Raw genomic sequence first — 17,364 nt, 5'->3', positions numbered from 1 at the left:
CGGCACCACCCACACCGAAAGGCCAGCATCATGGACGACCAAGGCGCACAGGATGGCCTCTTCGCTCTCCTCGACCAGGTTGCCGCCGACGCCGCTCGGGCCGAGCCGGAAGACGACAGCCTCAGCCCGAGCGAGAAGTTCTGGCGGTACCACGAGGCGAACCCCGCGATCTACTCGCTGCTGGTGGCGTTCGCCAGGGAGTGGCGGGACCGAACCGGCAGGCCGAAGCTCGGCATCAACTCGCTGATCGAGCGGGTCAGGTGGGAGGTCGCGGTCCGGACCAACGATCCCGACTTCAAAATCAACAACAACTACGGGCCTTGGTTCAGTCGGTTGATCATGCGGCAGGAACCGGACCTCGACGACTTGTTCCACACCCGCCGTTCCGTCGCAGACGACGACTCGTGGATGGAGCAGGCGGCGTGAGCGCCATCGAGCAGGTCGAGTACCTGTACTGCATCGTGCCGAGAGGCGACGACCCGGACGACCGCGACCGCGTCATGCCCCTGCGCGTCGTGAAGAAGACCCCCAAGCGGATCTACTTCCGGCGGTGGCTCACCCACGACATCGGCTACGTCGACCGTCAGGCCATGGAGGCGTCCGGCGCCGACGGCTGTTCGGCCCGTAAGCGGACTTCGTGGTGGGACCCGGACGCTCACCTCTACCTCGAACCGCCCCAACTCGACGCGCGGGGCCGCCGGGTCGACACGACCGCCCTCAAGGCCGAACTGTCCCGACTCAAAGCCGAGATGGCAGCCGCTCACCCCGACGTCGGCGGCACGCACGAGGCGTTCCTAGCCGCCCACAAGCGGTGGAACAACGCGCGTAACCAGTTCGCCCGGCTGGTCGACGTGCCGGAGGCAGGCGCGTGACCGCCACGCTTCCGGACGTCGCCACCCTCACGGCCGAGGATGTACGGACCGCAGCCCGAGCCTGGCACGCCGCCGGTTGCGCCGTCCTGCCCGTCAAGGCAGACGGCAGCAAGCGACCCGACCTCGCCGGATGGACCCGATACCAAGCCGAACAACCGTCCGCCCAGCAGATGGCCGCCTGGTTCAACGATGCCGACCGGACCGGGCTCGGCGTGGTCTGCGGCGCCATCTCCGGTGGGCTGGAGATGTTCGAGTTGGAAGGCCGCGCCGTCGCCGACGGTGCCCGCGAACGTCTCGTTCCCGCCTTCGACGCGGCCGGGGTGCTGGACGTATGGCGCCGCTTGAGCAAGGGATACGCCGAGTGGACCCCCAGCGGTGGACTGCACCTGCTCTACCGGCTCGCCGACCGCGAGGTGCCCGGCAACACGAAGGTCGCCCGCCGACCGAAGCGGGAGGACGAGTACACCGACGAGGACCGGGCGCTGCTCGCGAAGCATCCCAACAAGGTCATCCCGACTGTGTTGGCCGAGACACGCGGCGAGGGCGGGTTCGTGGTCGTCGCACCAAGCCACGGCACCACCCACGACAGCGGCAAACCGTGGCAGTTCAGCGGCAGCAGCACCCCCGGTGCCGTCCCGACGATCACATGGGCCGAGCGGGACGCCCTCTTCGCCGCCGTACACGCGGTGCTCGACCAGATGCCGGAACCGGAGCCACCGACCCGACCGGCGGCACGCCAAGCGGCGCAGTCAGGCGATCGGCCCGGTGACGTGTGGGCCGCCCGGACCGGGTGGGCGGACATCCTCGAACCGCACGGATGGAAGCACGTCTGGCGCAAGGGCGACATGGACTACTGGCGGCGGCCGGGCGACGACAAGAAGGTCGGCTGGTCCGCCCGTACCGGCGGCCGGCACGACGCCCTCTGGGTGTGGTCGACGAGCACCGAGTTCCCGACGGAGGAGAGCATCACCAAGTTCCGCGCGTACGCGATCCTCGACCACCAGGGGAACGACCACCAAGCCGCATCGGCGCTACGGGCCGCTGGGCATGGTGGTGACCGGTGGCCAGTCAATGAACCGCACCGACAGGGCAGGGCCCGGACCGAGTCGCCGCAGAAGCGGGCGGCGACGGCTGGTCCCGCCTGGCCGGTGCTTCACGAGGACGCCCGTTACGGTCTAGCCGCCGACCTCGTGAACCTCTACGACCCGCACACTGAAGCCGATCCGGCCGCCGTCATGTTGACCTTCCTAGCCACGGCCGGTTGTCGCTTCGGGTCGGGCTACTACATCACCGGCGGAAACACCCGGCACGCACCCAAGGTGTGGCCCATCCTCTGCGGCGACACCGCAACCGGCGCCAAGGGCACCGCCGTAGCAGTCGTCCGATCCTTCTGGCGAACCCATGACAAACAGTTCGTGGAGATGAACACCGCCACCGGCCTGTCGACCGGTGAAGGCTTGATCCGTATCGTCCGAGACGCGAACGGCGACGACCCGTCAGCGCCCGGGTTCGACGAGGGTGTGCACGACAAGCGGTTGTGGGTCGACGCCCCCGAGTTCGCCAGCGTCTTGGAGCGCGCCCGACGGGAGGGGAACTCCCTCTCCGGGACCCTCCGGGAGGCGTACGACGACCTGCCGTTGCAGACGATGACCAGCGGCTCGCCGCTACGGGCTACTGGCTCTCACGTTGTCATCGTTCCGCAGATCACGCCGACCGAACTGGTCGGGAAGCTCACCGCTACCGACGTGGCGAACGGGCTCGCGAACCGGTTCATGACTGTCTGCTCCCGGATGAGTAAGACCCTGCCGGAAGGGTCGGCGCCCGATCCGGACGACGTACGCGACTTCAGCCGTCGGCTGGACGAGGTCACCGGGGCCCTGTTCCGCGCCTATCACGACCGTGGTGAACTCCGCCGTACGGCGGCAGCGCGGAAGCTGTGGGCATCGGAGTACCACAAGCGGATGAACCAGCGACGCGACGAGGCCGAGTCGCCGGTCAAGTCGCTGCTCGCTCGCTGGCACGCCAACAGTGCCCGACTGTCGGTCATCTACGCCCTCCTGGACGGCACGCTCGATGTCGACGAGCGGCACGTACGGGCCGCCCTCGCATGTTGGGACTACGTCGAGGCCAGCACCCGCTACGTGTTCGGGTCGGCCGCCGGAGACCGGGACCTGGGTCGGCTCATGGAGTTCATCGACGAGTCGGAGACCGGGCGTACCCGCAAGGCCATCTCGGTTGAGCTGTTCCAGCGCCACAAGACCAAGAAGGAGCTGGACGAACTGCTCGACAAGCTGCTCAACCTCGGTGGCTACGCCTGCTCACGGCAGGTCGGTCCGAACGGTGGGGCGCCGGCAGCGACGTACTACCGGGTGCGGTCCGGGGGTTAGTTCGCGAGTTGGTTCGCAGTTAGTTCGCCGAGGTGGCCAGTGGCAGCAGATGGGGGATGAGCAGGACAGATGTAGATCGACTAAGGCATTGGTTCGCTTAGTTCGCTTAGTTCGCAGGGAAAGGTGTGTGAGGGGTGATCACTATGACGTACGGAGATTATATTGATGATGTTGTATATCTACTGCTTATAGGGCCTGTCCCCGGTTCTCAGAGCCTTGTGCCCACCCCCCGTCACCCTCTCTTCCCTGCGAACTATGCGAACTTGCGAACTAACCCCTCGCTGGAGCCGCAACAGCGCAGGTCACCCCGTATATCCACGCCAAAACCCACCCTGCGAACCATCCGCGAACTAACCCGCGAACTAACCCCCGAGGCGGTGTCATGACATCCCGCCCCGATCGCACCCAGTGCGACCAGCCACAGAGGGACACCCTGTCCCCGTGCGGACCGGATGTGGACGCCCCACAACTCCAACCCGGTACGCACACCGAGTCGGCAGACGACTGGCCGGACCGGCTCCGACGCGCCGTCGCCGCGACGATCGCCGCCCGGGAAGCCCGACGCGACCAACGCACCCAGCTCGCCGAACGACGCGACCACGGTCTCACCCAGCGGCACGCGACGAAACTCCGTCGCCACAACCCGGACGACCAGGGACCCACTACAGGCGACACGTCCGGGTCTCAGGGTGAGACCGTCACCGCGACGGGCTCAACACCAGCCGGCGAAACCGTCTCACCCGAGACACCCACGGCGGTCGACCACCACGCCGCCGCACTCGCACGCCTACGCCGAGCCGCACAACACGGCTGGCAACCCACCCCCAAGGAGAACCGATGCCCGTCCGACTCATGACCGAACACGGCCCCGAACTCGACACCACCGGACCCGGCCACCAGATCGGCCGCCGATCCACCTGCCGCTACTTGACCCGACGTACCTTCAGCCGCCGCACCACCGGCGCCCTCGACAGGTGCACCGCCCAAGTCGCCGAAGAAGGCGCCGAAATCGAGCTGTGCCTCGAACACCTCGCCGCCGCACTCCAACTCCTCACCCGACGCGGCATCACCCCCCAGACGCTCACCTACACCGTCACCGTCGGCCCCGAAGAAATCGACCGGATGAACCTCGCCACCCAAGCCACCGACGCCCTCGCAGACGCCTACCGCCGGTACACCCAGGAGAACCCGTCATGACCTGGCCTGACGCCATCGTCTACCTCGCCATCCTCACCCTCGCCGGCTGGTATGCCTGGCTCGACAAAAGGCCACCACGATGAGCGGAGAACTACGGGTACTCACCTTCGGCGCCACCACCCGCGACATCGACCACTGGCCCGCCGACCAACTCGCCGCCGCCGAAGCATCCGGCGCCGACAGCTACCACGACTGGATCTTCAACCAGCTCGAAGAAGCCATGCACAAAGCCGGACAAGAGTTCATCGACCAGCACCCCGACATCTTCGCCTGCGAACTCGGCTGATGTCCCACGGATGGAAGGGCGGCAGCACCAGGCGCTACCGGCGCTTCCGTGCCGCCGTCCTCCTACACAACCAGCAGGTGAACGGCGGCCGGTGCCAACTCGCCCTACCCGGCACCTGGTACACCCGCCGAGGGGAACCCCGCCACTGCCTCGGCCAAGCCGACTGCCTCCACCACCCACGCGGCAAAGCAGCCGGCGACACCTGGGACAACGCCATGGCCGCCTGCACCCCATGCAACCTCAAGGTCGGAGACCCACTCGCCGCACCCGACCCACCACCACGACCAAGGACACAATGGTGACCATGGACATGAAGACACCCTACATATCCGCAGGTCAGAGGCTTGCAAGCGAGACTGAGTTTTCCCTGGTCAGATGGGGTGGGGACATCCACGTCCCTCTGTCCTCTCTCTCCCCGGGGTCGCTTAGCGACGCTAAGTGACTAGTAAGTAAGGAAGGGACGCAGCGTGACGACACAGGGGCCTATGGCACGCGCGCTCGCCGCTGCGTTGCGGGAGGCGAAGCCGGAGAAGCAGGACGGCGGGGCGGTGGCGCTCGCGAAGCGGTATGCGGCGCTGATCGATGACGCGGTGCCGTTGGCGAAGTATGAGGCGCCGTTGCGGGCGTTGCGGCTGGCCGTCACCGAGTCGAGTGATCCGAAGGCGCCGGATCACATGGCGAAGATCGAGCAGGCGTTGGCGGCACACAGCGTCGCATCGGACCTTGGCCCGAAGCTGCTGGCCGCGCTGACCGCGTTGGGGATGACCGCCGCCGGCCGTACGGTGAAGGGAGGTGCCTCGGGTGGGAACCCTGTCGCTGCCCAGCTCGACGAGTTCACGAAGCGACGCGCTCGACGTCGACAAGGTGCTGGGTAGCACCACGCCGCGTCTGTGGACCCCGCCGCTGGTGACCGGTCCACCCGGTCCGTGCGGGTGCGGGTGCCCGCTCACCCCAGAGACGTCGATCGGGTTTGACCAGGTGGACTTCGCGCGGGATGTGTTGGCGCATCCGTACGACCCGTGGCAGCGGTGGACGGTCATCCACGCCGGGGAGCTGCTGCCCGACGGCCGGGAGCGGTTCAAGTACCGGCTGATCATCGTGGCCAGGCAGAACGGCAAGTCCGAGATCGTCGTCGTGCTGGTGCCGTACTGGATGTTCGTCGAGCGGGTCCCGCAGATCCTCGCTACCAGCACGAAGTTGCCGATGGCAAAGAAGCTGTGGAAGAAGTCCCTGAAGCTGATAGAGCAGTCCGGGCTTGACCAGATGTTGGGTCGGCGCTGGTATCGGGAGGCGAATGGCGAGATCGAGATGTTCGCCCCGGCCCGGACGGCGGCCGGTGAGCCGTGGGGGTCAAGCTACGCGATCGACGCCAGCAACGAGGAGGGCGGCCGGTCCCTGTCGGTGAACCGGCTCGCTCTCGACGAGCTGCGCCAGCACACCGACTACTCGGCGTGGGGTGCCTCGGTCCGCACGATGGGGTCGATCGACGACGCGCAGGCGTGGCTGTTGTCGAACGCCGGATCGGACCGCAGTGCGGTGCTCAACGACCTTCGCGACGCCCTGGTTGACGAGTTGCCCGACGGCACCGAGTACGTGCCGCACGATCCGGACACCGACACGTTCCTCGCCGAGTACTCCGCCGCGCCAGACGCGGACCCGCTGGACGTGTTCGCGTTGGGGCAGGCCAACCCGAATATGAACCGGCGCGGACAGAAGGCCCGGGATCTGCTCGCCGACGCCCGTCGCGCGGTGAAAACCGGCGGTAAGGCGCTGACCGAGTTCCAGACCGAGGTCATGTGCATCAGGGTCAAGATCCTTAACCCGGCGATCAACGCGGGGTTGTGGTCGGCGTGCCTCGACGTCGGCACTCTCGACGATGCCCGGTCCCGGATCGCGCTGTGTCTGGACCTCGCTCCCGATGGCTTGCACGCCACGTTGGCCGCTGCCGCTGTTCTGCTCGACGATCGGGTGCGGGTCGAGGTCGTGGCGGCGTGGGACGGGCCGACGTGTGTGGACGACCTTCGCCGCGAGCTGCCGAACGTTATCGCCCGTGTGCGGCCGCAGGTCCTCGGCTGGCTGCCGAACGGCCCGTCGGCGGCGTTCACGGCCGACATGGCGGAACGCAACGATGCTGGCGGCCGGCGGTGGCCGCCGCGTGGCGTGAAGGTGGAGGCGATCAAGGCTGAGGTGCCGGCGGTGTGCATGGGCTTCGAGGAGCAGATCCGGTCGCAGCGGATCGCACAGTCGGATGATCCGCTGCTGAACGGGCAGGTGGCGGGCGCGGAGCGGTTGAAGCGGGGCGGGGTGTGGGTGTTCGCCCGTGGTGGCGAGTCACACGTCGATGCCCTGTACGCGACGGCTGGTGCCGCCCACCTGGCGCGGACGTTGCCGCCGCCGGTCGGTGGTCTACGGATCGTGACAGCTTCCGACGAAGACGAGGACTGACCGAAAGTCTTGCTCAAAAAAGGTCATCCGGCCGGATCATCTGTTTGGCAGATAGTTGCCGTGCTGCAATGATCTACACATGGGCTTCTGGCGGGCGGTCGGGCAGTTCTTCGGGCTGCCCTACGCGTTCTCCGCCGAGGAGTCGGAGCCACGCCCAATCGACCGGCTGATCATGGAGATGGCCGGCATGGGCGCGATCCCGGCGGTCAGCCGTTCGGAGGCGCTGTCGGTGCCTGCGGTTCAGAAGGGCCGCAACCTGGTCTGCGCGGTGGCGACGCTGCCGCTACAGCAGTACGCCCCGGACCGGCGGGTGGTCCGAAGTCCGCTCCTTGACCAGCTTGATCCGGACGTGCCGAACGTTGTCACCCTGACGCAGACGATCGAGGATTTGCTGTTCGACAGCATCTCGTGGTGGTTGGTGCTGGAGACCGGGTGGAACGATTACCCGACGAAGGTTCGGCACCTCGACGTCGGCACGGTGTCGGTGGATCCGCCCAAGGGTCGCTCACCGGCCCCGCTGCCGTCCGGCTACGACCCCCGAACGCCGGGTGTGTGGGTTGACGGGACGTGGACACCAGCCAGCAAGATCATTCGGTTTGACTCGCCGAACCCGCCGGTACGCAAGGCGGGTGGTCGGGCGATCCGAAAGGCGATCCTGCTCGACCAGGCCGCCGCCATGTACGCCGACGACCCGCGCCCGCTGGACTACTTCACCCCCGCCGAGGGCGCTGATCCGGCCGACGACACGAAGGTCGAGAAGTTCCTGACCAAGTGGCGTGCGGCACGGAAGAAGCGCAGCACCGCCTACATCCCGTGGGCGTTGAAGTACCACTCCGTTGACACTCCGTCGCCCGCTGAGCTGCAACTGGTCGAGTTGCAGAAGCAGGCCGCGTTGGAGATCGCGAACGCGTTGGGGGTCGACCCGGAGGAACTGGGGATCAGCACCACCAGCCGCACGTACGCGAACGACGTCGACCGCCGCCGGAACAAGATCAACGATGTGTTGGGCCCGTTCATGCGGGCGATCACCGACCGGTTGTCGATGGACGACGTCACTCGGCCCGGCTACACGGTGCGGTTCGACCTGACCGACTACCTGAAGCCGGACCCGGCTGGCCAGGTCGCGTACTGGAGGGGCCTCTACGACATGGATGCGATCGACAGCGCCGAGGTTCGTACGCTGGCAGGGTTGTCCGGTCCGCCGCCGAAGCCGAAGGTCACACCTGCTCCGGCCACCGACGCCGCTACCGCCCGCAGCGGGGCCGACGCGTCGGTCGACACGATGGTTTCCTTCGCCGACGACCAGGGCGCGGCGATGACGTTCGCCGGCATGGACTTCGCCGACGGGGTTGAGCCGCCGAAGGTCGACGTCGACAAGCGCACGATCACTGGCCTGGCCGTCCCGTACAACAAGATCGCCAAGAAGTACGGGATGAAGTTCCGGTTCCGGCCCGGGTCGCTTCGGTACGTCGACGTGTCGCGGGTGAAGCACCTCAAGGACCACCACACTCCGGTCGGCGTGACGCTGTCGGTGCAGGACACCAAGCGTGGCCCGATCGTGAAGCTGTCGGTGCTCAGTGGCCCCGAGGGGTCAGCGGCCCGGCTGGAACGAGACCAGCTTCTCTACGACGCCCAAGAGGGTCTGTACGACGGCCTCTCAATCGGCGTCGACTTCTCGCTCAACCCAGACGACGGCGACGTCGAGTGGAACGAGAAAGACCAGGTGTACGACGTGCTGCGCGCGACCTGGCGCGAGACGTCGTCGACCCCGCTGCCCGCATTCGATGACGCGAGGGTCACGAAAGTGGCTGCCTCCCGAGGAAACGGAGACCGATCCATGCCATGCACCACCTGCGGGCAGGTCCACGCGGAGGGCGTGGCGTGCACCGCTCCCACCAACCAGCCGCCGGCCAACCAGCAGCCGGAGGGTCTGGCCCTGAACCAGGACCAGATCACCGCGCTCCTGTCCCGGCCCGGCGCGATTCAGGCGCTCGTCGCCGCCCAACAGCCGCCCCGCCCGGACCAGCCGGCACCTCCGTCGGGTGCGCTGACCCTGTCGGCGGAGCAGGTCGACGGTCTGATCAAGGCTGGTCAGCTCGGAGCCCTGCTCGGCGTGCCGAACCTGACTCCGCCGGCCCAGCCGGCGCCGGAGCAGCGGGCGGTCGTCGACCCGACCCGCCGGACCACCGTCACCGTCAGCGAGCCGGCGCCGTATTCGTTCGACCGGCAGGGCAACCTCACCAAGGGTGCCTTCGACTTCTCCACCGACCTGATCGCCGGCAGCAAGGGCGACAAGACGGCGTGGCAGCGGGCCGAGCAGTTCATGCGGGACCAGTTCGAGCAGCAGGAAGCGGCAGCGCAGTTCGACGTCGACAAGGCCGACGCCGCCGCCCTGAACCCGGCCCGCCCCCGGCCGGACCTGTTCGTCGACCAGCGGTCGTACCGCTACCCGATGTGGGAAGCGATCAGCAAGGGCACGATCGCCGACGCGACCCCGTTCGTCATCCCCAAGTTCAACTCGGCGTCCGGCCTGGTCGCCGACCACGCCGAGGACACCGAGCCGACCCCCGGCACGTACACCGCCACCTCGCAGACGATCACCCCGACCCCCGTGTCCGGCAAGGTGGAGATCACCCGTGTGGCCTGGGACCAGGGCGGTAACCCGCAACTGTCCGGCCTGATCTGGCGACAGATGCAGAAGGCGTGGTACGAGGCGCTGGAGGCCGCCGCCGTGGCGGTGCTCGACGCGGCGTCGCCGACCGCCATCGCGCTGACCGCCGGTGGCGGCACGACCGGGCAGACCCTCGACAGTGAGATCACGGCCGCGTTCGCCTCGCTCCAGTTCATCCGGGGCGGGTTCTCCATGGACACCGGATTCGCGCAGATCGACCTGTACAAGGCGCTCGTCGCCGCCAAGGACAGCCAGAACCGGCGCCTCTACCCGGCAATCGGCCCGATGAACGCGTCCGGCACCACGTCGAGCCGGTACTCGGCGATCGACGTCAACGGCGTGGTGATGCTTCCGGCGTGGGCGCTGGCCGCGACCGGCAGCGTCGTCGCGTCGAGCTACCTGTTCGATCGGGAGTCGGTGCACGGCTGGGCGACCACGCCGCAGCAGTTGGAGTTCCAGTACCGGGTCGCGTACGTCGACCTCGCCATCTGGGGCTACAAGGCCACCGCGATCACGGACATCGCGGGCGTCCGGGAGATCACCTACGACCCGGTGGCCTGAGCCACCAGAGAGGGAGCGGCGACATGCCATCCACGACCACTCAGCCGACGGGCGACCAGAATCCGCCGGAGCAGCCGCCGACCGGGTCTGCACCGGACAGCACGGAGCAGACCGAACTGGACCGGTTGCGGGCCGAGAACGCGCGACTGCGGGAGCAACTGGCCGAAGTCGGCCAGCCGGTCACGTCTGCCGTTTCCAGCGAGCCGAGGTTCACCTTTTCGGAGGGGCAGCGAGACGAGCTGGAGCGGACCGGCCGCACGGTGAGCCCGTTCACCGGCAAGCGGTACGTTGGCACCGGGGTCGACGACGCCCGTGAGGCGACGGCGGAAGAGTTCAACAAGGCCAAGCCGCCGGAGCGGGCGAAGGCGGACACCAAGACGAAGCCGTCCGGCCGGTCGCGGAAGTCCTGACATGACGACGTGGCCACCGACGCTTACCGACCTCAAGCAGGACATGGGGCCGGAGTTCGAGGACGACGGCGGGCAGGATGACGACCGTCTCCAACTCGTTCTCGACGCGTCGGTGGCTTTCGTCGAACGAGTCCGGTCCGATGTCAACTTCGACGGTGACCTCGGGTCCGACCTTGAAGACGTCTCGCCGGATCTGGTCCTCGGCACACTACGGCTGGCCAGCCGGTGGCACACCCGCCGCCGCTCACCGGACGCGCTGATCCAGATGGCGGAGATGGGCGCGTCCCGGGTACCGACCTTCGATCCGGACATCGAGCGGTTATTGCAGATCGGCCGCCACCAGCAGTGGGTGTGCGGATGAGTGACGAGATCAAGAACGCGGCCAATGACCTGTACGACGCACTGAAGGCGCTGGAGGGAACAACCGGGTTGCGGGTGTACCGGGACATCGCCGGTCCGGGCGCGGCCATTCAACCTCCGGCGGTCGTTCTCAGCGCACCCCGCTTCGCCTGGCAGACCGGTTGTGTGGGAGCGCCGACCGACGCGCGGTGGTTGGTGTACGTGATCGCGGCGGCCGGGGAGCGGGCTCTCGAAGTGTTGTGGGGGTACCTGCCGGCGGTCGCTGAGGCGATCGACAGCGTGCCGTCCGCTGCCGTCATCCAGGCCGACCCGGGCGCCTACCAGGCGTCGTCGGCTGAACTGCCCTGTTACGAGATCCAAGTCGACGTCGGCCTGTAGGAGACACCGATGCCACCGCACAACCGCAGGCTTAAGCAAATCGAGTTTGCCCTGGACTCGGTCAGCTTCGAGTGCCAGGTGCAGAACTGGACGATGCAGAACAACTCCGAAGACGGCGAGAAGCAGTACACCCAGTGCCCCGACGGGGAGTTCCGCGAGGAGACCGACCCCGACTACGCGTTGGAGCTGACGTTCTTCTCCGACTGGCGGGAGAACGGCATCTCCGACTGGCTCACCCAGCACGACGGGGAGCTGGTCGACTTCACCCTCGACCATCACCCGAACATCCCGGCCGAGCACGTCCAGTGGACTGGACAGCTCTACGTCCGGGCGCCGTCGGTCGGCGGCGAGTCCCGGGCCACCGAGCAGACCGAAGTCACCCTCCAGGTCGCCGGCAAGCCCGTCTATGCCCGGGTCGGTGCGTGATGGCACGCGTATCGCAGACCACGCAGCGGATCGTCCTGACTGGCCTGGAGCCGGACTTGACCGAGCCGACCGCTGACGGGGACATCGTCGACTGCGGCCAGGTCGCGCTGTACGTCGTCAACGGCTCCGGCGGGTCGATCAACGTCACCGTCCTGGCCACGGCCGGGCAAGACGGCCTCGATCTGGAGGACCTGATCGTGGCGGTGCCGGCCGGCGACACCCGCCTCATCGGCCCGCTGCCCCGGCGCACCTTCGGCCAGGCCAGCGACTCAGCCGACGCCGGCCGGGCGTACGTCAACTACTCCGCGCAGACCGACGTCGACCGCGCGGTCGTCAGCTTCTAGGAGGCCGTGGTGTTCACGTTCCAGGTCACGCCCGACAACGGCGAACCGTACAAGGTCACCGCCGGCAGCCGGGACATCCTGCACTGGGAGAAGACGACCAAGGGCAAGTCCGTCGGCGCCCTGTCGGAGCCGGAGAACTTCCTGATGACGGACATGTTCAAACTCGCGTGGATCGCCGCCCGGCGGGCGTCGCTGTTCGCCGGGCGGCTGGACGAGTTCGAGGCCGCCCACGAAGTCGAACTGGTCGACGACGAGGACGAGGCAGGCGACCGCCTGGACCCTACCCCGCAGGCAGCCTCCACTACGACGTAATCGCCCTGGCCATCCGGACCGGCATTCCGCCGATGGCGTGGATCGAGATGGGTCAGCGGGGGATCGACACGGCGTTCCACCTGCTCGACCAGGCGGACCGTCGAACCCGGAGCCGGGAGGACCCCGACGGCCGGCAGATGAGTGGATAGGAGGGGGTCATGGCCAAGTCTTCACTGGTGGTGACCCTCCGGCTCGACGGCGCCCGGGACGTGATCCGCGCGTTCCGGGATCTGCCGAAGGACGCGAACAACGAACTGCGCAACGCGTCGTTGGCGCTGGCCGAAACCCTTGCCCCGAAGGTCGCAGCCGCCGGCCGGTCCGAAGGCCGTCAGGCTGCGTTGCTGGCCGGCACCGTGAAGGCGCAGCGGGACCGGGTGCCGGTCATCGTCGCAGGTGGTACGCGCCGGCTCGGCCGGAACCGTAAGCCGGCGTTCAAGCTGCTGTTCGGCTCCGAGTTCGGTGCCAACTTCTACCGCCAGTTCAAGCCGCACCTTGGCTCCGGGTCGTACTGGATTTTCCGCACGGTCGACGACGAGCAACCCCGGATCAGTCGTGAGTGGAACAAGGCTGCTGACCGGGTCATCCGTAGGTGGGCCGACTGATGGCCACCGGACAGAAGACGGTCAAGGTCAAGTTCGATGGCTCCACCAAGGGCCTGTCGGCGGCGGCGAGGGTTGCCCAGCGGGTCATGCGGTCGTGGAGTAAGCAGACCGACAAGGTTCGGAAGAAGGCCGAGGCGTGGTCGAATTCCGACAGCGCAGCGAAGAAGTGGGCGGGCCGGGCGGCATCGGCGCTCGCCGGTCTGATGGGGGTTGCCAGCAAGGTCGGCTCCGGGATCATGTCCGGGATTTCCGGCGCTGTCTCGGCAGCCGGCCCGGTGGTCAAGGGCGCCCTGGTCGCGGTGCTCGCCACGGCGGCGGCAGCGGCGGCACCGGTCATCGCCGCCGCGATCTCCTCCGGGGTGATGCTCGGCCTCGGTGGCGGTGTCATCGCGGGCGGGATCGCCTTGGTTGCCAAGTCACCGAAGGTGAAGACGGCCGCCGAGAACCTGAAGAACCGGTTCTTGGACATCGACACGGCGGACCTGGAAGAGAACTACAAAGCCGCTCAGGAGCGGATGTCGCAGGCCACCGGCCGGGAGGCGAAGAAGCGGGCCGCCGCCGAACTGCGGGAGGCGAAGAAGGCCCTCGACGAGGCGACCGCCTACAACAAGAAGAACTTCAGCCTGCGCGACGCCGCCGCCCCGTTCATTGAGCCGGTCACGCGGGCGCTGGAAACCTTCCAGAAGGCGGCCGGTCGGGTGATGCCGGTCTTCGCCGACATGTTCGAGAAGATGGCGCCGCACATCGACAAGCTCGCTCCGGCGCTCGCGTCGATGGCGGAGAAGGCGCTTCCGGGGATCGCTGCCGCTGTCGAGCGGGCAGGTCCGCTGTTCGACAAGCTGGCCGAGGTGTTGCCGCAGTTCGGGGTGTACATCTCCCAGTTCTTCGACAACATCTCCGCGAACGCGCCGCAGTCGGCTCAGTTCCTCGGCGACATGGTCAACATTTTGGGGATTGGCCTGGCCACGCTCGGCATGTGGATCGGCTGGCTGACCAAGTTCTACTCGTGGGCGCGGACGGTCTGGATCGGCTTCGGTGGACTGGTGCGGTCGGCGATCCTCACCGTGCTTGACGCCCTCGACTGGGTGGTCACCGGGGCGGCGAAGGCGTTCGGCTGGATACCCGGCCTCGGCCCGAAGCTGACCAAGGCCGCGAACGAGTTCGAGGTGTTCCGCAACAAGGTCAACAAGGCGTTGAACGGGATTCATGACAAGACCGTCGGCGTCAACGTCGCCGTCCGGGTCACCGGCTACAAGGGCAAGAACACGTCGGCTGTCGCGCACGCCCTGCGGAAGCAGGGATACGCCACCGGCGGTTGGGCGCGCGGAATGTACCTCGCCGGTGAGAATGGCCCCGAGCTGATCGCGGCTGGTAGCGGCGGCAACAACCCCGACCGGGTGTACTCCAACCGGGAGACGAAGTCGATGATGCAGCCTGAGGTCCGCGTCTACGTCGGCACGGAGGAACTGGACGCCCGGACGGCCCGGGTCGCAGGCCGGATGCAACGCCGGCAGACGTGGCGTGCTCGGGTGGGACGGCGCTGATGGCTGTCGCGATCACCGCCGACGAGCAGGCGTCGTACCCGCCCCGCGTCCTGGTCTCCGTCACCGGCCTGACGCTCGGGGACACGATCATCGTGTACCGGTCTGTTGACGGTGAACGGACCGAGATCCGCGACGGCTACGAACTGTCCGTCAGCGACACCAGCTTTCTCCGGATCGACGCGGAACTCCCGTACGGCGTACCCGTGGCCTATGTCGCCGTCGTCAACGGCGTTAGTACCTACACCACCAGCGCCACCACCTACGACCTGCCCGGCGGGAAGGTTGCCGTGTCCGATGCGATCACCGGCCTGTCCGCAGAGGTGCTGATCTACAGCTACGGTGAGCCGGCCCGCGACGCGGGGGCGAGCGTTCTGCGGGCCGGTGGCCGTAACGTTGTCGTGTCCCGGGGCTTCGCCGGCTTCTCCACCACGCTGGACCTGATCACCGAGTCGCCGGAGCAGCGGGACAACCTGGTCGCGCTGCTCCAAGCCGCGACCGAAGGCACGATCCAGATCCGGCAGCCGGGCGGTTACGAGCAGATCGACGCCTACCTGAATGTCACCGGCTACGGCATGCGCTGGTTGCTGCCCAGCAACAGCCGTTCACCCCGCCGGGGTTGGACCCTCGATGTCGTCGAGGTGGAGCCGTGGGCGCCGACCCTGGAAGCCCGTGGCTACACGCTCCAAGACGTCGCGGATGCGTACGACGGGCTCACCCTCGACGACGTCAGTGATGACTTCGCCACCCTGCTGGACATTGCTCAGGCGGACTTCTCATGATCGAACTGTCGGAGGCTGCCCAGGATGTGCTGACCCGGTCGTACCGGATGCACCTGGCCGTCGAATCGTGGCTCGGCGACGAACTGCTGTCCGATGCGGTGCCGGTCGACAGCGGCGGCGAGGAGACCGACCGCACGTCGAACGTGCCAGAGCGGGTGACATTGACGGTGCCGCGCCGCTACCGGGGCGAGTCGTGGACACCCATCGCCGCCGACCATCCGCTTGCCGCGAACGGCCAACGGCTGCGAGTGCAGCTCGGGATCGAACTGGCAGGCGGGACGGTGGAGTGGTTCCAACGGGGCTGGTTCCTGATCGAGGAGTCGGCGGTCGACGGGGACTCGGTGTCCGTCGAGGCGGTCGGCCTGCTTGCCCTGATCGACGAGGCGCGACTGGTCACCCCGTACCAGCCTTCCGGGACGTTCGTGTCGACGCTGCGGGGCCTGGTCGAACCCGCCCTGACGGTCGTGGTCGACCCCGCGCTGACCGACCGGAGCGTGCCGTCCGGCCTCAACTTCGACGACGACAGGCTCGGGGCTGTCATGGAACTCCTCGACGCCTGGCCAGCGGACGCGATGGTGACCCCGGACGGCTACCTGTCGGTTGTTCCGGCCGTCCAGTCGCAGGATTCGGTGCTGCTGATCACCGACCTGGCTGGCGGCACGATCATCGAGGCGACCGGCGGATCGTCCCGTGACGGCGCGGCGAGCGTGGTTGTGGCCCGGGGTACCGCCTCCGACGGTGGTCAGGTCCAGGGCGTCGCGTACGCGCAGAGCGGGCCGACCCGCATCTCCGGCCCGTTCAACCCGCTCCCGGTGCCGTTCTACTACGAGAGCCCGTTGCTGACCACGGCCGGTCAGTGCAGCTCGGCCGCCGCGACGATCCTTGCCCGCCGGATGCGGGAGACCGCCGTCGAGTTGAACGTCGAGATGGTGCCGCACCCCGGCTTGCAGGCCGGTGACACGGTCCGTGTCTCCACCGTCGACCACCCCGACCTGCTGTGCTCCGTCGAAGCCCTGTCACTGCCGTACACCGCCGACGGGCCGCAGCAGCTCACCGTTCGGAGCCTGACGTGAACGGGGCACTGCTGGCCACCGCGACCGCGAACAAGTCCGGGTCGACGGTGACCGCCCTCGTCAACGGCATCTCGACCACTGTGCAGGTTGCCCGGGATCTGACCGTCGCGTCCGGTGACGTTGTCGTCGTGCAGCGGGTCGGGGCGCAGTGGTTCGCGTTTGCCCGCGCCTACTCTGCCGCCCCGGCCGCCACCGACCCCGAAGGCTCGCCGCAGCCGAAGCCGTCGGTCACGACCGGCACGCTCGTCGTGTCGCCGGTGGAAACCCGCTCGTATCGCAGCAGCTACGGATGGCGTACCGACAACACCGACGTCTACCAGGGCGAATACGGCGGTTGGGGCAACCACATCGGTGCCGTCTTCTACGGCAGCAAGCCGCGCAGCCTAGACGGGGCCACGGTCACCGACGCCCGTATCCGGGTGCGCCGGATCTCGGCCGGCACCTACGCCGCCCAGTCCACCAGCATGCGGCTGATGACGGAGGCGACCCGCCCGTCCGGGTCGCCGACCCTGACGTCCAGTTCCGCCGGCCCGTCTTTGGCGGTCGGTGCCACCGCGTCCGCGTTCGACATTCCGACGTCGTGGGCGCAGGCGTTCGTCAACGGCACCGCCGGTGGGATCGCGTTCTACGACTCCGACGGGTCGCCGTACGTCCGGTTCGCCGGCCGGGGTTCCTGGTCGCCCGCGTTCACCCTCACGATCACCTGGAGGCGATAGT

General features: G+C 67.9%; 19 protein-coding genes. All 19 read left to right on the top strand.

Features of this window, described 5'->3' with window-relative positions; all coding sequences use genetic code 11:
* Positions 1-30: 30 nt before the first annotated feature.
* The 19 genes from O7626_RS31450 (at position 31) to O7626_RS31360 (ending at position 17,363) form a co-directional block, all read left to right on the top strand.
* The gene (locus O7626_RS31450) at positions 31-426 is read left to right on the top strand and encodes a hypothetical protein (protein WP_278064652.1); all 396 of its coding nucleotides are present in this window, start codon (positions 31-33) and stop codon (positions 424-426) included.
* Positions 423-872 carry a hypothetical protein gene (locus O7626_RS31445; protein ID WP_278064651.1) on the top strand — a complete coding sequence of 150 codons (450 nt, stop codon included), beginning with the start codon at positions 423-425 and terminating at the stop codon, positions 870-872. The genes O7626_RS31450 and O7626_RS31445 overlap by 4 nt, the downstream gene beginning before the upstream one ends.
* Entirely contained in the window at positions 869-3,259 is a 2,391-nt protein-coding gene (locus O7626_RS31440; protein ID WP_278064650.1) for a bifunctional DNA primase/polymerase, read from the top strand. Before O7626_RS31445 ends, O7626_RS31440 begins: the two co-directional genes overlap by 4 nt.
* A gap of 837 nt (positions 3,260-4,096) precedes the next feature.
* Complete coding sequence (locus O7626_RS31435) at positions 4,097-4,456, top strand: hypothetical protein (protein WP_278064649.1); 360 nt, start codon at positions 4,097-4,099, stop codon at positions 4,454-4,456.
* 79 nt (positions 4,457-4,535) lie between these two features.
* Positions 4,536-4,742, top strand: a complete 207-nt coding sequence (locus tag O7626_RS31430; RefSeq protein WP_278064648.1) for a hypothetical protein — start codon at positions 4,536-4,538, stop codon at positions 4,740-4,742.
* Positions 4,743-5,227: 485 nt separating this feature from the next.
* On the top strand, positions 5,228-5,617 hold the full coding sequence (locus O7626_RS31425; RefSeq protein WP_278064647.1) for a hypothetical protein: 390 nt from the start codon (positions 5,228-5,230) through the stop codon (positions 5,615-5,617).
* A 103-nt stretch (positions 5,618-5,720) separates the two neighbouring features.
* Complete coding sequence (locus O7626_RS31420; RefSeq protein WP_278064646.1) at positions 5,721-7,187, top strand: terminase; 1,467 nt, start codon at positions 5,721-5,723, stop codon at positions 7,185-7,187.
* A 79-nt stretch (positions 7,188-7,266) separates the two neighbouring features.
* A complete protein-coding gene (locus O7626_RS31415; RefSeq protein WP_278064645.1) occupies positions 7,267-10,419 on the top strand; it encodes a phage portal protein in 3,153 nt (1,050 codons plus the stop codon).
* A 23-nt stretch (positions 10,420-10,442) separates the two neighbouring features.
* Positions 10,443-10,829 carry a hypothetical protein gene (locus O7626_RS31410; protein WP_278064644.1) on the top strand — a complete coding sequence of 129 codons (387 nt, stop codon included), beginning with the start codon at positions 10,443-10,445 and terminating at the stop codon, positions 10,827-10,829.
* Between the two features lies 1 nt (position 10,830).
* The gene (locus O7626_RS31405) at positions 10,831-11,190 is read left to right on the top strand and encodes a hypothetical protein (RefSeq protein ID WP_278064643.1); all 360 of its coding nucleotides are present in this window, start codon (positions 10,831-10,833) and stop codon (positions 11,188-11,190) included.
* The gene (locus tag O7626_RS31400) at positions 11,187-11,567 is read left to right on the top strand and encodes a hypothetical protein (RefSeq protein ID WP_278064642.1); all 381 of its coding nucleotides are present in this window, start codon (positions 11,187-11,189) and stop codon (positions 11,565-11,567) included. Before O7626_RS31405 ends, O7626_RS31400 begins: the two co-directional genes overlap by 4 nt.
* A 9-nt stretch (positions 11,568-11,576) precedes the next feature.
* Complete coding sequence (locus O7626_RS31395; protein WP_278064641.1) at positions 11,577-11,993, top strand: hypothetical protein; 417 nt, start codon at positions 11,577-11,579, stop codon at positions 11,991-11,993.
* Positions 11,994-12,049: 56 nt separating this feature from the next.
* Positions 12,050-12,337, top strand: coding sequence for a hypothetical protein (locus O7626_RS31390; protein ID WP_278064640.1), 288 nt, complete (start codon positions 12,050-12,052; stop codon positions 12,335-12,337).
* 9 nt (positions 12,338-12,346) lie between these two features.
* A complete protein-coding gene (locus O7626_RS31385) occupies positions 12,347-12,649 on the top strand; it encodes a hypothetical protein (RefSeq protein ID WP_278064639.1) in 303 nt (100 codons plus the stop codon).
* 158 nt (positions 12,650-12,807) lie between these two features.
* Positions 12,808-13,251, top strand: coding sequence for a hypothetical protein (locus O7626_RS31380; protein WP_278064638.1), 444 nt, complete (start codon positions 12,808-12,810; stop codon positions 13,249-13,251).
* Entirely contained in the window at positions 13,251-14,795 is a 1,545-nt protein-coding gene (locus O7626_RS31375) for a hypothetical protein (RefSeq protein ID WP_278064637.1), read from the top strand. Before O7626_RS31380 ends, O7626_RS31375 begins: the two co-directional genes overlap by 1 nt.
* Positions 14,795-15,574, top strand: coding sequence for a hypothetical protein (locus O7626_RS31370; protein ID WP_278064636.1), 780 nt, complete (start codon positions 14,795-14,797; stop codon positions 15,572-15,574). Before O7626_RS31375 ends, O7626_RS31370 begins: the two co-directional genes overlap by 1 nt.
* Positions 15,571-16,647: a DUF5047 domain-containing protein gene (locus O7626_RS31365; protein WP_278064635.1), complete on the top strand. Its 1,077-nt coding sequence runs from the start codon at positions 15,571-15,573 to the stop codon at positions 16,645-16,647. Before O7626_RS31370 ends, O7626_RS31365 begins: the two co-directional genes overlap by 4 nt.
* The gene (locus O7626_RS31360; RefSeq protein ID WP_278064634.1) at positions 16,644-17,363 is read left to right on the top strand and encodes a hypothetical protein; all 720 of its coding nucleotides are present in this window, start codon (positions 16,644-16,646) and stop codon (positions 17,361-17,363) included. Before O7626_RS31365 ends, O7626_RS31360 begins: the two co-directional genes overlap by 4 nt.
* The last annotated feature ends 1 nt before the right edge of the window (position 17,364 follow it).

Source organism: Micromonospora sp. WMMD1102 (genome assembly GCF_029626265.1).
GTDB lineage: Bacteria > Actinomycetota > Actinomycetes > Mycobacteriales > Micromonosporaceae > Plantactinospora.
This window is presented reverse-complemented; position numbering and strand designations above follow the sequence as displayed.